This is a genomic window from Delftia sp. GW456-R20, assembly GCF_001622915.1.
GTDB classification, from domain to species: Bacteria; Pseudomonadota; Gammaproteobacteria; order Burkholderiales; family Burkholderiaceae_C; genus Comamonas; species Comamonas acidovorans.
Map to the genome: position 1 here is coordinate 513,944 of NZ_LWCN01000004.1, position 18,431 is coordinate 532,374.

11 protein-coding genes are annotated in these 18,431 nt (G+C 69.2%); 4 read left to right on the forward strand and 7 right to left on the reverse strand.

Features of this window, described 5'->3' with window-relative positions:
- The first annotated feature begins 139 nt into the window (after positions 1-139).
- Positions 140-475 carry a hypothetical protein gene (locus A4F85_RS07890; protein ID WP_013802557.1) on the forward strand — a complete coding sequence of 112 codons (336 nt, stop codon included), beginning with the start codon at positions 140-142 and terminating at the stop codon, positions 473-475.
- On the opposite strand, the gene pgeF is transcribed toward A4F85_RS07890, so the two are convergent.
- Together pgeF and maiA are read right to left on the reverse strand one after the other, a co-directional pair.
- The gene (gene pgeF / locus A4F85_RS07895) at positions 395-1,240 is read right to left on the reverse strand and encodes a peptidoglycan editing factor PgeF (protein ID WP_063326245.1); all 846 of its coding nucleotides are present in this window, start codon (positions 1,238-1,240) and stop codon (positions 395-397) included. The genes A4F85_RS07890 and pgeF overlap by 81 nt on opposite strands.
- Positions 1,237-1,902 (reverse strand): maleylacetoacetate isomerase, encoded by a 666-nt coding sequence (gene maiA, locus A4F85_RS07900; RefSeq protein WP_013802559.1) that lies wholly within the window; start codon positions 1,900-1,902, stop codon positions 1,237-1,239. The genes pgeF and maiA overlap by 4 nt, the downstream gene beginning before the upstream one ends.
- Positions 1,903-2,035: 133 nt before the next feature.
- Between maiA and A4F85_RS07905 the strand changes: the two genes are divergently transcribed.
- The 3 genes from A4F85_RS07905 (at position 2,036) to A4F85_RS07915 (ending at position 6,589) form a co-directional block, all read left to right on the forward strand.
- Complete coding sequence (locus A4F85_RS07905; protein ID WP_016445923.1) at positions 2,036-2,731, forward strand: fumarylacetoacetate hydrolase family protein; 696 nt, start codon at positions 2,036-2,038, stop codon at positions 2,729-2,731.
- A 147-nt stretch (positions 2,732-2,878) separates the two neighbouring features.
- Positions 2,879-3,442 carry an NUDIX hydrolase gene (locus A4F85_RS07910; RefSeq protein WP_012205429.1) on the forward strand — a complete coding sequence of 188 codons (564 nt, stop codon included), beginning with the start codon at positions 2,879-2,881 and terminating at the stop codon, positions 3,440-3,442.
- 264 nt (positions 3,443-3,706) lie between these two features.
- Entirely contained in the window at positions 3,707-6,589 is a 2,883-nt protein-coding gene (locus A4F85_RS07915) for a chemotaxis protein CheW (protein WP_063326246.1), read from the forward strand.
- Positions 6,590-6,659: 70 nt separating this feature from the next.
- On the opposite strand, the gene A4F85_RS07920 is transcribed toward A4F85_RS07915, so the two are convergent.
- The 5 genes from A4F85_RS07920 to A4F85_RS07940 all read right to left on the reverse strand — a co-directional run bounded on the left by A4F85_RS07920 (position 6,660) and on the right by A4F85_RS07940 (position 18,157).
- Positions 6,660-7,667 (reverse strand): patatin-like phospholipase family protein, encoded by a 1,008-nt coding sequence (locus A4F85_RS07920; RefSeq protein WP_013802563.1) that lies wholly within the window; start codon positions 7,665-7,667, stop codon positions 6,660-6,662.
- Positions 7,667-9,778 carry an NAD-dependent DNA ligase LigA gene (gene ligA / locus A4F85_RS07925; RefSeq protein WP_063326247.1) on the reverse strand — a complete coding sequence of 704 codons (2,112 nt, stop codon included), beginning with the start codon at positions 9,776-9,778 and terminating at the stop codon, positions 7,667-7,669. Before ligA ends, A4F85_RS07920 begins: the two co-directional genes overlap by 1 nt.
- Before the next feature lie 47 nt (positions 9,779-9,825).
- Positions 9,826-11,160 carry a cell division protein ZipA C-terminal FtsZ-binding domain-containing protein gene (locus A4F85_RS07930; protein ID WP_063326248.1) on the reverse strand — a complete coding sequence of 445 codons (1,335 nt, stop codon included), beginning with the start codon at positions 11,158-11,160 and terminating at the stop codon, positions 9,826-9,828.
- 57 nt (positions 11,161-11,217) lie between these two features.
- Complete coding sequence (smc, locus tag A4F85_RS07935; RefSeq protein ID WP_063326249.1) at positions 11,218-14,745, reverse strand: chromosome segregation protein SMC; 3,528 nt, start codon at positions 14,743-14,745, stop codon at positions 11,218-11,220.
- Between the two features lie 133 nt (positions 14,746-14,878).
- Positions 14,879-18,157: a bifunctional diguanylate cyclase/phosphodiesterase gene (locus tag A4F85_RS07940; RefSeq protein ID WP_063326250.1), complete on the reverse strand. Its 3,279-nt coding sequence runs from the start codon at positions 18,155-18,157 to the stop codon at positions 14,879-14,881.
- Between the last annotated feature and the right edge of the window lie 274 nt (positions 18,158-18,431).

Below are 18,431 nucleotides of genomic sequence, written 5' to 3' on the forward strand. Positions count from 1 at the left end.
TGCATCCTTGTTCGTGGATGCCATGCAATAGCCTGGGGCTTGCGGGGCATCCGTTTTGATTGTGACCCAGGCGAGCCCCGCCTTGCCCGGCACAGACCTCCACGAAAACCCGTGCCTCGCTCGTTTTTTTGGTTCGACCATGTATCTCGTTGTTATCGCCTGGCTGTATGTCACTCTGATGATGGCAGTGGCCGAGGCCGCCAGCCCCACGGGCAGCATACTCGGCGCCGTGATCACGTTCGCACTCTATGGACTGCTGCCGCTGTCCATCGTGATCTACATCATGGGCACGCCCGCGCGCAAGCGAAAACGCCATGCACGCGAATTGGCCGAGCGCGAGGCCTGGCTGGCGCAGCAGCAGGCCTCGCAGAGCGGCCCCGGCACGCAGGCGCGCTCAGTCCTTCCAGATGCAGGCGGCGAACCGCCCGCTGCTGCCCAGGCGGGCAGCGTCGCGCCGGTGCGAAAAGAACCGTGAGCCGTTGAGCACCGTGCACCATGCGTCCCCGCCGTCATTGCCGTAGATGGCGGTGATGCCCAGCGCCGCCAGGCGCTGGCGCGCAAGCCCGGCCAGATTGGCCAGGTACTTGGGTGCGCCCCCGCCCTCTTGCGGCACGGCGGTGAAATGCGCCCCGGCCGCCGCGTCATGCGCGATGAAGGCCGCGCGCACCTCGGCGCCCACTTCGAAGGAACGCGGGCCGATGCAGGGACCGAGCCAGGCCAGGGTCTGCTGCGCCGCTTGCCCGGGCGGTGTCTGGATCTGGCCAGCAAAGCGCTCGAACAGCGTCTCCAGCACCCCGCCCGCCAGCCCGCGCCAGCCCGCATGGGCCGCGCCCACCACGGCGCCGCTGCGGTGGGCCAGCAGCACGGGCAGGCAGTCGGCCACCATGATGGTGCAGACCACGCCCGAGGCGCTGGTCACGCAGGCATCGAAGGCCTGGCCCTGCGCGCTGCCTGCATCCAGGGCCACGACATCCACGCCATGCACCTGCTGCAGGAACACTGCGCAGGCGCCGGGCGTATGGGCACGCACGATCTCCTGCAGCCGCTGGCGGTTGGTGCGGACGGCCTGCGGGTCATCGCCCACATGGTCGCCCAGGTTCAGGCTGCCCCAGGGCGCCGTGCTGACGCCGCCTTCGCGCGAGGTGCACAGCGCGTGCACGCCGGGCGGCGCGGGCCACTCGGGCACCAGCCAGGATGCGGGGATGGTGCCGGGGAGGGAGTCATGCCGGGCCGCGCTCATTCCGCGTCGGGGCAGGCCGAGGGATGGGCCTTCTGGAAAGCTGGCAGCGCCTCGCAGCGATCGACGATGGCCGCCAGGCGTGGCAGGCCGTCCAGGCTCACGTTGAAGCGGCGGCCGTTGAAGATCTGCGGCACCAGGCAGCAGTCGGCCAGCGTAGGCGTGTCGCCCCAGCAAAACAGCGAAGGCGCCAGGCCTGCGGCCTCGCGCTCGGCGGCCAGCAGGTCCAGCTGGCGTTCGAAGGCTTCCAGGCCGGAGCGCACCCAATGCACGTACCAGCCACTCTTGGCCTCGTCGGAGACACCCAGGTTGCGCACCAAGTACTTGAGCACGCGCAGGTTGTTGAGCGGATGGATCTCGCAGGCCACCATCTGGGCCAGCGCGCGCACATGGGCACGGCCCAGGGCGTCGCGCGGCAGCAGCGGTATTTCGGCATGGGTCTCATCGAGATATTCGATGATGGCCATGGACTGGGTCAGCCAGTGGCCGTCCTCGGTTTCCAGCGCCGGCACCAGCGCATCGCCGACATGCTGGGCATAGGCCGGCGCCCTGTGGTCGCCGCGCAGCAGGTGCACGGGTACGGATTCATAGTCCAGGCCCTTGATCTGCAGCGCAATGCGCACGCGGTAGGAGGCCGACGAGCGGAAGTAGGTGTGGAGCTTCATAGACCGCAAAGCATACCGTGCGACCCGGGGTCTGTTCCGGCTCATCCGGCCATCGCGTTGCCCCGCTGCGGGGCCACAGGCATGGCACACTTGCGGCGGCGCCCACGAGACAAGGCGCCAGAGGAACACCGACATGAGCTACGTTTTCAACCCGCCCGCCGTGGCCAGCGTACCCGTCCTGGGCCGCCCCGAGCGTTTCCCCGTGCACCGCATCTACTGCGTGGGCCGCAACTACGAAGAGCACGCCAAGGAGATGGGCTTCACCGGCCGCGAGCCGCCCTTCTTCTTCCTCAAGCCTGCCGACGCCATCGTGCCCGTCGAGGCCGGCACCACGGGCACCATGCCCTACCCCACGCTGACCTCCAACCTGCACCACGAGATCGAGCTCGTCGTGGCCATCGGCAAGGCGGGCAAGAACATCCTGGCCGCCGACGCGCTGGACTACATCTGGGGCTACGCCGTGGGCCTGGACATGACGCGCCGCGACCTGCAGAACGACATGAAGAAGCAGGGCCGCCCCTGGTGCATCGGCAAGGCCTTCGAGCATGCCGCGCCCATCGGCCCCATCACCCCGGCAGCCGAGGCCGGCGACATCGCCAAGGCCGCGATCTCGCTGCAGGTCAATGGCGCCGATCGCCAGCGCAGCGACATCGGCAAGCTGATCTGGAACATTGCCGAGACCATCGAGCACCTGTCGGCCGCCTGGGAACTGCAGCCCGGCGACCTGATCATGACGGGTACGCCCGAAGGCGTGGCCGCCGTGGTGCGCGGTGACCTGCTGGAAGGCCGCATCGATGGCCTGAGCCCCTTGAGCGTCAAGATCGCCTGAGATCCCTGTGCCTGGCGACAGGCCGGCAAGGCAGCGGGGAGCGCGCTCCCCGGCCTGCCGGCCTTCGTTTTTCTGAACCCACAGTCCGCCGCACGGAATGCCTTCCTGCCTTCCGTCTGGCGGCGCTTTCACTTCCATGGTGTCGGCATGATTTTTCGCAGCCCCATCAAGTTCTGCCGAGCCTGCGGCACGGCCGTGGTCTACCGCATTCCCGACGATGGCGACACGCGCGAACGCGCCGTGTGCCCGCACTGCCACACCATCCATTACGAGAATCCGCTGAACGTGGTCGGCACCATCCCCGTCACCGACGACGGCCGCGTGCTGCTGTGCAAGCGCAACATCGAGCCGCGCCGGGGCCTGTGGACCCTGCCTGCCGGCTTCATGGAACTGGCCGAGACCACGGCGCGCGGCGCCCAGCGGGAGACCGATGAGGAAGCCGGTGCCGACATCGAGATGGGGCCGCTGTTTTCCATCGTTGACGTGCCCAAGGTCAGCCAGGTCCACCTGTTCTACCGCGCCCGCCTGCGCAGCGAGCAGTTCTATCCAGGCCCGGAGACCATGGAGGCCCGCCTCTTTGCCGAGGCCGAGATTCCCTGGGAGGAACTGGCCTTTCGCACGGTGCGCGTGACGCTGGAGCGCTACTTCGAGGACCGTGCGGCCGGCCTGCTTGACGCGCACCGCGTGCACTCCATCGACCTGAGCCTGTAGGCGCATGCACCGCCGCCCGGCACCACCGTGCTGCACGGCAATGCCGGACGCACTCCGGTGACGCCAGGCCATGCCCCGGCGTGGCGCCGATGGGGCTGCGGGTGGGGCTGTGGATGGGGTGTGGAGGGGGGGGCTGTCATCCCTGTGTCACCTTGCAGACACATTTAGTCACAAGCTGGCCTCCTTCTTGCTCGTTGCATCAGGCTTTTCCCTGATCGGGGAAAGCGGGTTTCACCCAGCCTGAACCTGACTGCGGAGCGCTCCATGGCCACATCCCTGCCAACCGACCTGATTCTTCCCCACCTGCGGGAACTCAACCGCAACGCCGCCGACCTGCGCGAAATACGGCTCATGTGGCGGCTCATCGAAGCCTCGGCCCGCATGCAGGCATCGCAGCAGGGGCAGGCCCTGGTGTCCATGCTCACCGACACGCGCCAGGGACTGGAGCAGCTGGAGCAAGGCCTGCTGCAGTCGCAGCTGGCGCAGTCCGCGCAGGAGGCCATGGCCCAGCTGGGCATGCAGTCCGCCCATGCCATCGACCTGCTGGTGCGAAGCCTGTACGAGCGCACGGCCGATGTCGGCTTTCTCGCCGCCGATACCGTGCTGTGCGAGGCCATGGCCCGGCTTGACGATGGCGATGGCGATGGCGATGACTGCGGCCTGCCCGACATGGCGGCCGGCGGTCTGCGCGCATGGCAGGCACCGCTGCAGGCGCACTTGCAGGCGCACCTGCAGAGCTACCGAGCCAAGTACACGGTGTATGACGACATCCTGCTGCTGGACACGCAAGGCCAGGTCTGCGCACGTGCCCAGGCGCAGGCAGGCCGCAAGCCGCCACCGCCCTGTGCCGAGGCCTGGTTCCCGCAGTCCCTGCAGCAGGCCGGCCATGTCAGCCATTTCGGCGCCAGTTGCGTGCTGCCGGGCGCTGACCGCCTGATCTACGCGCAGCGCCTGCTGCACCCACGCACCATGGCGGTGCTCGGCGTGCTGTGCCTGAGCTTCGACTTCGCCGCCGAGATGCAGGCCATCTTTGCCTCTGGCGGGCCGCGTGCCCAGGTGGGGCTGCTGCTGGACGAGGGCGGACTGGTCATCGCCAGCAGCGATGCCCACTGGATAGCCCCCGGCAGCCGCGTGCCCATGCACCATGGTGATGCCGTGCAGCCGCTGATCCATGCAGGCCGCACCTACCTGGTGCGCACGGCGCGCGCCCTGCCCTACCAGGGCTACGCGGGGCCGCAGGGCTGGCAGACCCAGGTGATGGCACCGCTGGACCTGGCCTTCGCCGCGCAGCAAAGACCGCAGGTGCTGCAGGCGCTGGAGCCGGCCATTGCCGAGGGGCTGATGGCCCAGGCGCGCGGCTTTTGTCCGCCGCTGCACGCCATGGCCCGCGCGGCCGACGACATACGCCGCGTGGTCTGGAACGGCCAGGTGCTGGCTGCCAGCCAGGCGCCGGAGTCCCCCGTGCAGGGCACGGCCCACCCGGACCCGCTGCAGGCCGTGCTGGAGCAGATGGGCGAGACCGGCGACCTGACCCATGCCGTGTTCACACGCGCCATTCACGGCCTGCACGAGACCGCGCTGTCCACCCGGCTGCAGGAGCACAGCACGCTGAACCGGCTGCTGATGGACCTGCTGGAGCGCAATCTCTATGAACGTGCCAACGACTGCCGCTGGTGGGCCCTGACGCCCGGCCTGCAAAAGGTGCTGGAGGACAACAGCGGCTGCCTGGCCCTGTCGGTACAGGCCCACGACAGCGCGCAGCGGCTGCTGGAGCAGCTCAATGCGCTGTACACCGTCTATGCGCGCATTGCGCTGTACGACGCCCAGGGCCTGGTGCTGGCCTGCAGCCATGAGGACGAGGCCGGCCTGCCCCTGGCTCCCGGCACGCGCGTGCAGGCATCGGCCCTGCAGGCCACTGTGCTGCTGCGCGATGCCCAGGCCTACCACGTGCAGGAGATGGACGATGGAGGCCTGCCCGTCCATGTCTACCATGCCGCGCTGCGCGCGCCATCGCCTGGGAGTGAACAGGCGCACGGACATGCACACGGCGGCGATCAGGGCCCCGTCATCGGCGGCATCGCCCTGCTGTTCCACACGCGGCGGGAGCTGCAGGCCATGCTGCAGGCCGCAGCGCCAGAGCAGGCAGCAACGGCAGAGCACGCTGCAGCCACCGATCCAGAAGACAGCGGCCTGCCGCGCCTGCCGATGGAAGCGTTCTACGTGGCGCGTGACGGGCGCATCGTCGCTGCCAGCCATGGCGGGCGCCCGCTGGGCAGCTGCATCGCAGGCGTGGCCGGCCTGGCATCGCTGGCCGATGGCGAGGTGCGCAGCAGCATCGAGGAGATCGAAGGCCACTACTGCATCGTCGGCATGGCCGCCGGGCGCGGCTACCGCGAGTTTCGGCTGGACCAGGGCGCGGCACGCGATGCAAAAGAAAGCGCAACGGACGACACACTGGCCGGCCTCGTCAGCCTGAGCCTGCAGCGGCTGGGCCCCGTGCATGCCGATGCACGCAACCGCGCGCTGCGCCTGGCGTCGGCCACCCGGCTGGATGGCGCCCGGCCCGCTACGCACGGGCACGGGCACGGGCACGGGCACGGGCACGGGCGCGCCGCGCATGGCAGCGGCGACGCGCCTGTGGAACTGGCCAGCTTCTACGTGGGCGCCAGCCTGCTGGCCCTGCGCGCGGGCGATGTCTGCGAGGCCCTGCCCGCCAGCGCCATCTCGCCCGTGGCGGCAGGACGGCTGCCGTTTTGCGTGGGTGCGCTGGCACGGCGCAGCCAGGGCAGCGTCAGCGGCTATGTCTGGGTATTCGACCTGGCCGCGCTGCTGCAGGGCCAGCCCGGCGTGGTCACCGAGCAGTCACAGGTCATCGTGGTCCAGCATGGCGGCCTGCGCGTGGGCCTGCTGGTCAGCGCGCTGCAGGGCGTGCACCGGCTGCCAGCCAGCGCGCTGGTGGATTCGCCCATGCTGAACGCGGCCGACACCGCGACGGCCCTGGTGCGCAAGCTGGTGCATGCCGATTCGGGCCTTCCGCTGATCCAGTGCCTGGACCCCGCCGCGCTGATGCGCAGGCTGCAGCCTTCGCGCGTTGCCGCGGCCAATGCCGACCGCAATGCGGTCAGCGTGGAAAGAGAGGCGGCGTAGCCCGGGCCTGTCGGGCCTATGGGCATGTCGGGCGCGCTGGGCCTGTCGGGTGTGCCGCGCCTTTAGCGCTTCAAAGGCCCCAGTGGCGCAGGCCCGGCAACGCGGCCTGCGCTGCCTCGTAGCCTTCGTCGATGGCCTCGCGGGCGCGGTGGAAGTCCAGCAGGCCCAGGTGGGACAGGCGCGGCGCGATCACCAGCTCGGGCGGGTCACCCGCCATGCGGCTGCGCGTGATGCGCATCTGCATGATGTTGACGCTGGTCATCACCACGTCCAGCAACGAGGGGGGCCGCGGCGGCGGCTCGGTCTCGCGGCCTGCCTCGTCGCGATGGTGGCCGGGCATCCACCCCATCACGCCGCGCTGCAGCCTGCGCACCCAGGCCGTGCCGGCCACGGCGCTGGCCTGGCCGGCCAGGTCCTCGGGCGCCACGCCCTGCTCCACGGCGGGCGGGGCTTCCTCCAGTGGCGGCGCGGCAGCCATGGCGGCGGAGGGAGCCAGCGGCCGCATGTGGCGCCGCATGATGTCGGCATTGAGATCGACCGCGATCACGATGTCCGCGCCCATGGCGCGCGCCAGCGAGGCGGGCACGGGGTTGACGATGCCGCCATCGACCAGCAGCCTCCCCTCGCGCTGCACGGGCGTGAACAGGCCGGGCAGCGCGATGGAGGCACGCACGGCATCGGCGATGGAGCCCTTGCGCAGCCAGACCTCGGCGCCCGAATGCAGGTCGGTGGCCACGGCGCCGAAGGGAATCTTCAGGTCCTCGATGGCCGAGTCCACGAAGTGCTCGCGCCAGAACGCGATCAGCTTCTCGCCCTTGAGCATGCCGCCCGTGATGTTGAAGTCCATGAAACCGAACACCTTGCGCATGCCCAGTCCCAGCACCCATTCCTCGAAGCGCTGCATCTCGCCAGCCGCATAGGAGGCACCGACCAGGGCGCCGATGGACGAGCCGCAGATGATGTCGGGCCTCAGGCCCGCATCCTCCAGCGCGCGCAGCACGCCGAAATGCGCCCAGCCACGCGCCGACCCGCTGCCCAGCGCCAGGCCGACCACGGGTTTGCGCGGACTCAGCGCCATCAGCGGTCCCCGCCTGCCAGCAGCGCCAGCATGCCGGCCTCGTCCAGCACGGTCACGCCCAGTTCCTCGGCCTTGGCCAGCTTGCTGCCGGCCTCGGCGCCGGCCACCACATAGCTGGTCTTCTTGCTGACCGAGCCGGAGACCTTGGCGCCAGCGGCCTCCAGCATCTCCTTGGCCTGGTCGCGGCCCAGCGTGGGCAGCGTGCCGGTGAGCACCACGGTCATGCCGGCCAGCGGCTGGGCGGTCTGCTCGCGCGCCGCGCCCTCTTCCCAGTGCACGCCGCAGGCACGCAACTGTTCGACCACTTCGCGGTTGTGGGGCTGGGCGAAGAAGGTGTGGATGCTCTCGGCCACGATGGGCCCCACGTCGCGCACCTGCAGCAGTTGCTCGACGCTGGCGTCCATGATGGCGTCCAGCTGGCCGAAGTGGCGGGCCAGGTCCTTGGCCGTGGACTCGCCCACCTGGCGGATGCCCAGGCCGAAGAGGAACCGCGCCAACGTGGTCTTCTTGGATTTCTCCAGCGCGTCCAGCACGTTCTGGGCCGACTTCTCGGCCATGCGGTCCAGCGATGCAAGGGCCACCAGGCCCAGGCGGTAGAGGTCGGGCAGCGTGCGCACCACGTGGCCGTCCACCAGTTGGTCCACCAGCTTGTCGCCCAGGCCCTCGATGTCCATGGCGCGCCGCGCGGCAAAGTGCAGGATGGCCTCCTTGCGCTGCGCCGGGCAGAACAGGCCGCCCGTGCAGCGGTGGTTGGCCTCGCCCTTGGGCCGCGCCACGGCGCTGCCGCAGATGGGGCATGCAGCGGGCATGCGGAAGTTGGGCACATAGGCCGGCCGGTCGCCGGGCACGCGGCCCACGACCTCGGGGATCACGTCACCGGCGCGGCGCACGACCACGGTGTCGCCCGTGCGCACGCGCTTCTTGCGGATCTCGAACAGGTTGTGCAGCGTGGCATTGGTGACGATGACGCCGCCCACCGCCACGGGGGCCAGGCGCGCCACGGGCGTGAGCTTGCCCGTGCGACCGACCTGTATGTCGATGCCTTCCATGCGCGTGGGCATTTCCTCGGCCGGGTACTTGTGGGCCACGGCCCAGCGCGGCTCGCGCGAGACAAAGCCCAGCTGGCGCTGCTGGGCCAGGCTGTTGACCTTGTAGACCACGCCGTCGATCTCGTAGGGCAGCGTGGCGCGCTCGGCGCCCATGCGCTGGTGGAACGCCACCAGCTCGGCCGCGCCCTTGGCGATGCAGACCTGGGGCGCCACCGGAAAGCCCCAGTCGCGCAGCGTCTGCAGCATGGCGTAGTGGGTGACGAAGTCGGGGCCGCCCTGGGCAGCCGGCGTGATCTCGCCCAGGCCATAGGCGAAGAAGGACAGCGGGCGCTGCGCCGCAATGCCCGAGTCCAGCTGGCGCACCGAGCCTGCCGCAGCATTGCGCGGATTGGCAAAGCTCTTGCCGCCGGCGGCCTGCTGGCGCTCATTGAGCTTGACGAAGTCGGCGCGGCCCATGTAGACCTCGCCGCGCACCTCGACCACGGGCGGCACGCCCTTGCCTTCGGGCAGGGACAGCGGAATCTTGCGGATGGTGCGGATGTTGTGGGTGACGTCCTCGCCCACCTCGCCATCGCCGCGCGTGGTGGCCTGCACCAGGCGGCCGTTCTCGTAGCGCAGGTTCATGGCCAGGCCGTCGAACTTGGGCTCGGCCACGTACTCCACGGGCGGCGCGCCTTCGGCCAGTTCCAGCTCCTTGCGGATGCGTGCGTCGAAGGCCTCGGCTCCCGTGGCCTCGTTGTCGGTCTCGGTGCGGATGCTGAGCATGGGCACGGCATGGCGCACGGGCATCAGGCCGTCGAGCACGGCGCCGATCACGCGCTGCGTGGGCGAGTCCGGCGTGACCAGTTCGGGGTAGGCACCTTCCAGCGCCTGCAGTTGCTGGAAGACGCGGTCGTACTCGCCGTCGGGCACGGTGGGCGTGTCCAACACGTAGTATTCATGCGCCCATTGGTTGAGCTGGGCGCGCAGCGCCTGCACCTTGGCCAGCACCTTGTCGGGGGCGGCCCCGGACTCCGGCGCCGCGGGGGCTGCGCCGGAGAAAAGATCCAGATTGTCATTCATGGGGTTGAGGCCAGGAGCCTGTTGTGCACCAGGGGCACCGCGCCGCGTCAGCTGAACAGTCGCCGCGCCAGCATGGAGCCCGCCGACAGCTCGCGGCTGTCGAGCTTGTCATAGAGATGTTCCAGGTCGTGCTGGATGGGGTCCAGCGCCATGGCCGGCAGCAGGTAGCCGTTCTGGTCGCAGAGCACGCCGTCCATGGTCTGGCACAGGCGCTCGGCCACCTGGCGCAATTGCACGAAGGCCTGCTCGCCGCGCGGCACCTGGGGCACGTCCAGGCTCAGCAGGAACTCGCGCACCACCGAGGTGTCCAGGTCGTCGGCCATCGCCGCCTGCGGGTCGTAGTTGAGCACCAGCACCGGCGGCATGCCGGGCGTGGGCGAAGGCAGGGCCATGCGCCCGGGCATGGAGCCCGGCAGAAAGCCCTGGCGCGATGCGTTCTGCTGCACGTAGCCCGCGCTCCAGGAGGCCTGGCGTGCGCGCAGCATGAAGGTGAGCTGGGCGTCGTGCTCGCTGGCGAACTGGTCGAGCTCGCGCGCACGCGCCACTTCCTGCAGCATGTCGGGCACGTCGGGCGTGGCGCCCAGCGCGTCGGCAAAGCGCTGCACCTTGGCAACGAACTCGGAGAACTCGATCTCGTTGAGCGCACCCGTGCGGTTGGCCAGCTGCACGCCGGCCTGAAAACCCAGGTAGCGCTGGCCGGGCTGCAGTGGCTCCCACTGGTGGGTGGACTGGTTCATGCCCTCGATCGCAAAGGGCTTGTTGCCCGCGCGCCGCGTGGCGGGCTGGGCCTGCAGCGCCAGTTCGCCAGGCACGGCCTGGCCGACCTGCACGGGGGCAATGGCGTCGATCAGCGCATCCAGACCCGGACGGCTGGCGGCCGCGCTGGTCAGGGCCGCGTCGTTGAGGGAAGGCTCGATGGACTGCGGTGCCGACGGGGACGCCGCAGGCGCGGACACAGATTCAGATGCGGGTGCCGAAGCGCTGGCGTATTCGCCCGCCTGCAGGGCATGGGCGGCCTGCGCGGACTGCACTGCCTGGGCGGCCTTGGCAGCCAGCGCAGCCTGGCGCTGTTGCTCTTCGAGCTGGACCAGATGGGCCAGCTCGGCGTCGGTTTCGGCGAAGCGGTCCGCGGAGGCCGGGCTCTGGCCCGGCGCGGCGGTGCCGAAGTCGCCCAGCACGGGCTCGCGCAGGCTGTGCGTCAGGTCCGGGCCGTGGCCCACGGTGTCCATGCCGGGCTCATGGCGCGAGGGATCGCGCTGCGCTTCATCGACGGGGTCGGCGCGCTTGGGTGCATTGCGGCGCGCGGACCAGCTGTTGTAGGCAAGGATCAGGGCCAGCACCACAAAGCCCAGGACGGCCAGACTGATTTGCAGGTTACTCATGGAATGAAGGAATGAAACGTCGTTCCAGCAAAGGGGTTTGAAAGGTTGCGGACATGCTCAGGATAGCTCAGCCATGGACAGCGCGGACTCCATGTCCACGGCCACGATGCGGGACACGCCCTGCTCCTGCATGGTCACGCCGATGAGCTGCTGGGCCATTTCCATGGCGATCTTGTTGTGGCTGATGAACAGAAACTGCGTGCTCTTGCTCATGCTGGCCACCAGCTTGGCATAGCGCTCGGTGTTGGCGTCGTCCAGCGGCGCATCCACCTCGTCCAGCAGACAGAACGGGGCCGGGTTGAGCTGGAAGATGGCGAAGACCAGGGCAATCGCCGTCAGCGCCTTCTCGCCACCGGACAGCAGGTGAATCGTCTGGTTCTTCTTGCCGGGCGGCTGCGCGATCACCTGCACGCCCGAGTCCAGGATTTCATCGCCCGTGATGACCAGCTTGGCCTGCCCGCCGCCGAACAGCTCGGGGAACATACGCCCGAAATGCCCGTTCACGGTCTCGAAGGTGCCCGACAGCAGCTCGCGCGTCTCGGCATCGATCTTGCGGATGGCATCTTCCAGCGTGTTCATGGCCTGGGTCAGGTCCTCGGTCTGCGCGTCGAGGAAGGTCTTGCGCTCGCGCGCCAGCTTCAACTCGTCCAGCGCCGCCAGGTTGACCGCGCCCAGGGCCGCGATCTCGCGGTGCAGGCGGTCGATCTCGCCCTGCAGGCCGTGCATGCGCACATTGGCCTCGGCAATGGACTGGGAGACGGCGGCCAGGTCAGCACCCGCCTCTTCCAGCAAAGTGGAGTACTGCTCCAGGCCCAGGCGCGCCGCCTGCTCCTTGAGCTGGAATTCGGTGATGCGCTGGCGCAGCGGATCCAACGCCTTTTCCAGTTGCTGGCGGCGTTCGTCGCTGGCGCGCAGCTTGTTGGTCAGGTCGTCATATTCGCTGCGGCGCGCGGCCACGGCCTGCTCGCGCTGCATCTTCAAATCCAGCGCATCCTGCAGGCCGCCCTGGGCCGCGGCATCGGTCAGGCGCGTGAGCTCGTCCTGCGCGCGCTGCTGCTCGTCGGCCAGGGAGCGGGCCTGCTGGCTGGCCGTCTCTATGGTGCGGCTGAGTTCGCCACGGCGCGCTTCCAGGCTGCGGCGCGAGAAGGTGGCCTCCTGGGCCTGGCGTTCCAGCGTGCGCAGCTGCTCGCGCGATTCGTTCAGGCGCCGCTCGGACTCCAGCACCTTGTCGCCGAGCTGGGCATGGCGCTCCTGGCTGTCGGCCAGTTGCATGTCCAGTTCCTCGAAGCGGGCCTCGGCCGCCACGCGGCGCTCCTCGATGTCGGACAACTGCGCCTCGACCTCGGCCAGGTCGGCGCTGATCTGGGCATTGCGTGCACGGGCCTGCTCGGCCAGTTGCGACAGGCGCAGGGTTTCGACCTGCAGCTCGTGGGCACGGCTTTGCGATTCGCTGGCCTCGCGCCGGGCGCTGACCAGGCGCTGCGAGGCCTCGGCATAGGCGCTTTCGGCACGCACCAGGGCCGTGCGCGATTCGTCGGAGATCAGCGCCTGGGCGCGCACTTCCTTTTCGAGGTGCTCGATTTCCTGGGCGCGTGCCAGCAGGCCGGATTGCTCCGAGTCCTGCGCATAAAAGCTCACGCTGTGGCTGCTGACGGCATGGCCCGTGGGCACGTAGACGGTTTCACCGGGCCGCAGTTCGCTGCGGCGCGACAGCGCCTCTTCCAGCGTGGGCGCCGTGTAGCAGTCCTGCAGCCAGTCGCCGAGCACGGCGCGCAGGCCGGCATCGTTCACGCGCAGCAGGTCCGACAGGTGCTGCCAGCGGCCGGCGGCCGGCGCGGGTGCGCCTTGCGGGGGGCTGAAGAAGGCCAGGCGCGCGGGCGGCGCGTCGTGCGCGCCTGAGCCCAGAAAGCCACGCACCATGTCGAGCCGGCCCACTTCCAGCGCGCCCAGGCGCTCGCGCAGCGCGGCCTCCAGCGCGTTTTCCCAGCCGGGCTCGATGGCAATGCGGCTCCACAGGCCCTGCATGCCGTCCAGGCCGTGCTTGGCCAGCCAGGGCTGGAGCTTGCCGTCTGTCTTGACCTTTTCCTGCAGGGCCTTGAGCGCTTCCAGCCGCGCCGACAGGTCCGCGTGGCGCGCGGCCTCGGCATTGACGGCCTGCTGGCGCGTGCGGCGGTCCTCGTCGAGCTGGGGCACGGAGTCCTGCAGCTCGTTGAGCACGGCATCGGCCATTTCGGCCAGTTCGCGCGCCTCTTCCAGCTGGGACTGCAGATTGTTCAGGCGGGCCTCGTCGGGCGTCTCCAGCGCGTTGCGGTCGGCGCGCAGGCGCTCGAAGCGGGTCTCGAACTGGCGGCGCTGCTCATCCAGGCTGCGCTGCTCGGCGGCCAGCACCTGGATCTGCTGCTGCACCTGGACCACGCTGGCGCGCTGGTCGGTGTCGGCCTTCTGGGCATTGCGCAGGGCGTCCTCCAGGTCGGGCAGGCGCATGCTTTGCTCCTCGACCTGGGCGGCCAGCATCTCGGCCTGTTCCTCGGCGTCCATGCCGGCGCCTTCGAGGTTCTCGATCTCGGCTTCGGCTTCCTCGCGGCGGCTGTTCCACAGCAGCACCTGCTCGGACAGCTGCTGCAGCCGCTGCTGCACGCGCTGGCGGCCTTCGAGCACGTAGCGGATCTCGGCCTCCAGCTTGCCGACTTCGGCCGTGGATTCGTAGAGCTTGGCCTGGGCCTGGTTGACCTGGTCGCTGGCGTCGTAGTGCGCCTGGCGCAGGGTCTCGAGTCCGCTTTCGTTGTTGCGGATGTCGGCCATGCGCTCTTCGAGCTCGTTGACGGCCTGCAGGCCCTCCACGCGCACGCGGTCCTGCTCGGCCTCGGCCTCGGCGCGCTTGAGGAACCACAGCTGCTGCTGCTTGAGCGTGACCTGGGACTGCAGCGCGTTGTACTGGGCCGCCACCTCGGCCTGCTTTTCCAGCCGGTCGAGGTTGTTGTTGAGCTCGCGCAGGATGTCTTCCACGCGCGTGAGGTTCTCGGTGGTGGCCGAGAGCCGGTTCTCGGTCTCGCGCCGGCGCTCCTTGTACTTGGACACGCCTGCGGCCTCTTCCAGGAACAGGCGCAGTTCCTCGGGGCGCGACTCGATGATGCGGCTGATCGTGCCCTGGCCGATGATGGCGTAGGCGCGCGGGCCCAGGCCCGTGCCCAGGAACACGTCCTGCACATCGCGGCGGCGCACGGCCTGGTTGTTGATGAAGTAGCTGCTGTTGCCCTCGCGCGTGAGCACGCGCTTGACGGCGATCTCGCCGAACTGGCCCCACTGGCCGCCCGCGCGGTGGTCACTGTTGTCGAACACCAGCTCCACGCTGGAGCGGCTGGCCGGCTTGCGGTGCGTGGTGCCGTTGAAGATCACGTCCTGCATGGACTCGCCGCGCAGCTCGCTGGCCTTGCTCTCGCCCAGCACCCAGCGCACCGCATCCATGATGTTGGACTTGCCGCAGCCGTTGGGGCCCACCACGCCCACCAGTTGCCCCGGCAGCATGAAGTTGGTGGGCTCGGCGAAGGACTTGAAGCCGGACAGCTTGATGGAATTCAGGCGCACGATGCAGGCAGATGGCGGTCCGCGGCGAACGGACGAATGAGGACGTGGGGGAACAACAGGGAAGCTCGGAATGATACCGCGCGCCACCCCTGCTCAAGAATGGAAAGCGGCCCGCGCGGGGCCGTGTCGAATGTCAAGAATGGTTTGAGGGGGCGTCCGGCACCCCGCTGCCATCCGTGCACTCCACCACCTGGGGCCGGTCCTGCGCCTGCTGCGGCAGGTTCGCCGGGCTCAGGGCCGGAGGGCGCGACACGATGGCCTGGCGCACCAGTGCCTCGAAGCTGCGCACGGGCACGGGCGGGCTGAGCAGGTAGCCCTGCCAGGCATGGCAGTGCTGGTCTTCGAGGAATTGGCGCTGCGCCTCGGTCTCCACACCCTCGGCGATGACCTGCAGGCCCAGGCTGGTGCCCAGGGCGACGATGGTGCGCGCAATGGCCGCGTCGTTGGGGTCGCTGAGCACGTCGCGCACGAAGCTGCGGTCGATCTTGAGCTGGTCCAGCGGCAGGCGCTTGAGATAGGCCAGCGAGGAGTAGCCGGTGCCGAAGTCGTCCAGCGAGAACCCCACGCCGTGTGCCTTGAGCGTGGCCATCTTGGCCGCCGTGTCGTCCACGTCGGCCAGCAGCAGGCTTTCGGTCAGCTCCAGCTTGAGCAGGCGCGGATTGGCACCGTGCTCCTTGAGCGCCTGCAGCACCTGCTCCACGAAGCGCGCCTGGTGGAACTGGCGCGGGCTGACGTTGACGGCCAGCATCAGGCAGGCCATGTCCGGCTCCGCCGCCCATTGCGCCAGTTGCCGGCAGGCCTCGCCCAGCACCCATTCGCCCAGTTGCTGGATCAGGCCCGTTTCCTCGGCCAGCGAGACGAAGAGCGACGGCGGCACCAGCCCTTCGCGCGGGTGGTTCCAGCGCAGCAGGCCCTCGGCGCCGACGATGCGCCCGTTCGCCACCTGCGGCTGGTAGTACAGGACGAATTGCGAGCGCACCAGGCCCTCGCGCATTTCCTGCTCCATGGCCGTGCGCGATCTGAGCACGGCCTGCAGTTGCGGATCGAAGAACTGCAGCGTGTTGCGCCCCATGCCCTTGGCCTGGTACATGGCCATCTCGGCACGGCGCAGGACCTCGTCGGCACTGAGTTCCTGCTCGCCGAACAGGCTGGCGCCTATGCTCAGCGTGATGTGGCAGGACTGGCCACTCAGTTGCAGCGGTTGCAGCAGCAGCGAACGCATGCGCTGGACCTCGCCTTCGAGCTTGGAGGCGGCGTGCATGGAATCCTTGCCCAGGTCCTCCAGCAGCACGACGAAGTCATCGCCGCTGTGGCGGGCCAGCGTGGCCTCGCGGCCCAGGGACTGGGCCAGTCGCTCGGCAATCATGCGCAGCAGCACGTCGCCCAGTTCCAGCCCCAGGCTGTCGTTGAAGGCCTTGAAGTTGTCCACGTCCAGCAGCATGACGGCGCCACAGCGTCCGCGACGGCGGCTGGAGGCCAGCGCCTGCTGCAGCCGGTCCACCAGCAGGCGGCGGTTGGGCAGGCCGGTGAGCGCATCGTAGAAGGCCAGGCGGCGAATTTCTTCTTCGGCGGTCTTGCGCTGGCTCTGGTCCTGCAGGATCAGCAGGCAGCCTTCGTCCAGCAGCATGCCGCCGATGGATACGGAGCGCGCGCAGCCGTCGCTGCCTATGAGCTGGTACTCCTCGGAGTTGAGGGTGCCGCAGCTGTCGGACTCGCTGCCATGGGAGCTTTGGGCAACGCGCGCCCGCGCCTGCGCAGCCTCGAAGCGGCGCTGCATGCGCTGGCGGCGGGCTTCATCCGGGCACATGTTGCGCCACCAGCCGTCGCCATCCATGCCGGCCGTGGCGCCATGGCCTGCCAGGCGCATGAATTCCTCGTTCCAGTAGGCGAAGCGGCCATCTTCCTGCAGCATGGCCAGGCCCAGGGGCAGGCGCTGGATGACCATGCGCAGGTGGCGCGACCCGTCGCGCTGCATTTGCTGCAAGTGGCGGCGCGCGCTGATGTCCTGCACCAGGGCCATCAGCCGCAGCGATGGGCCGTGGCCCAGCGCGGAGATGTGCAGTTCCACCCAGACCAGGCTGCCGTCGCTGCGCCGCAGCTGCCGCTCGATCTGCAGGGCGCGGCGCTGGCCCGCAGCCAGTTCCTGCAGCAGCAGCCTGTCGCCCTCCACCGTTTCGGCGGCCACCAGGGCCAGCAGGGGGCGCTGGCACAGCTGCTGTGCCTCGTGGCCGGTGATGTCGCAATACCTGCGGTTCACATGCAGGACATTGCCGTTGGCCGCGTCGATCTGCACCACGCCCACGGCGGCCTGCTCGAACAGTGCCTGGAAGCGGGCATCGCTCTCGCGCATGCTGCGGGAAGAGGCACGCAGCTGCGCCCAGCTGGACGGATGGCGCCGCCACCAGGCTGCCGCCAGCGAGGCCAGCAGGACTGACACCAGCATGCCCAGCGCAAACAACACCAGGGGCTGGGCACGCTCGGTCCAGGACAGGGCCGTGCTCACGGGAATGAAGTTCAGCCGCCACAGCCGGTCCTGGGCCTGCAGCGTCTGCTCCAGCACCACCTGGCCGGTATCGCCCAGGCCTACCGCTTCCTGCCCGCGCTCGGGCCAGGCAGCACCCAGATACAGCGGCAGCGGCGATACGCCGGCCGGCGGCAGGGGCGAGACCGGGCCTGCGTCATGCATGGCCAGCGCTAGCCGGCCCAGGAAACCGCGCTCATGCAGGTCCTGCACCAGGTCGTGCACACGAATGCTGACGTCGGCCGTTCCCAGGAACAGCGGATGCGCGGCCGTGCCATCCGGGGACTGGTGGTCCGCCAGCGCAAAGACGGGCGCGCGCACCAGCACGGCGGTGGCATGCTCGCCGGGCTGCTTCATTGCAAACGGCGCCGAGACCACGGCGGCCGCGCTGTCCCGGCTGCGCAGCATGCTGGCCATGAGACTGGGGCGGTCGTGCATGTCCAGGCCGGCGATGGATTCATTGCCTTCCACCGGCCAGAGATAGTCGATGAAGAAATAGTGGGGATCGGGCCTGAACGAGGCCGGCGAATCCTGGCTGGCCGGACCGCGCTCCGTTGCGGCCCGCGTAAAGGTCAGCGCCTGCATGCCGGGCTGTATCTGTATGCGCAGCGCCTGCGCAATGCGCGCGAAGGCCTGCTGCCCCATCTCGGGAGAGGCGGCCAGCTGGTTGGCCACATGCTGGACCATGACGGCATAGGCATCCAGGCGCATCTCCAGCGCCTGGCGGGCAGACTGAGCCTGTTGCGTATGGCGCTGCAGGTCGATGCGCTCCAGCGCCCGCTGCTGCTGCAAGGCGAGCGCGGCGCTCAGGCACATGCCCACCGCCATGACGGTGGCGGCTGGCCAGGCGGTCCGGATGGCTACAAGCGTGCGCTGGGCAAAAGCTGACATGGAGCGGCTAAGGCTGAATAGGCAGTCACGGGGGAATCGGTCCAGGAGCACGGAACCACTCGTTGCCAGCCCCATGGCCAGCCACCCGAAGGCCGGGCAGGCCATGTGGAGCAGAGAGCGAGGATAAATGGATTTCGGCACCCGGCAGGCAAATCATATGTAAGACAAATCCTACAAACGCCTTTGCTCTATCGTCGGAATGCGCTCTTGCTGAAGACCTCCACGGGCAAACCCTAGACTGCAGGCAGCAAGGTGCTTGCACCCGGCCCCCTGT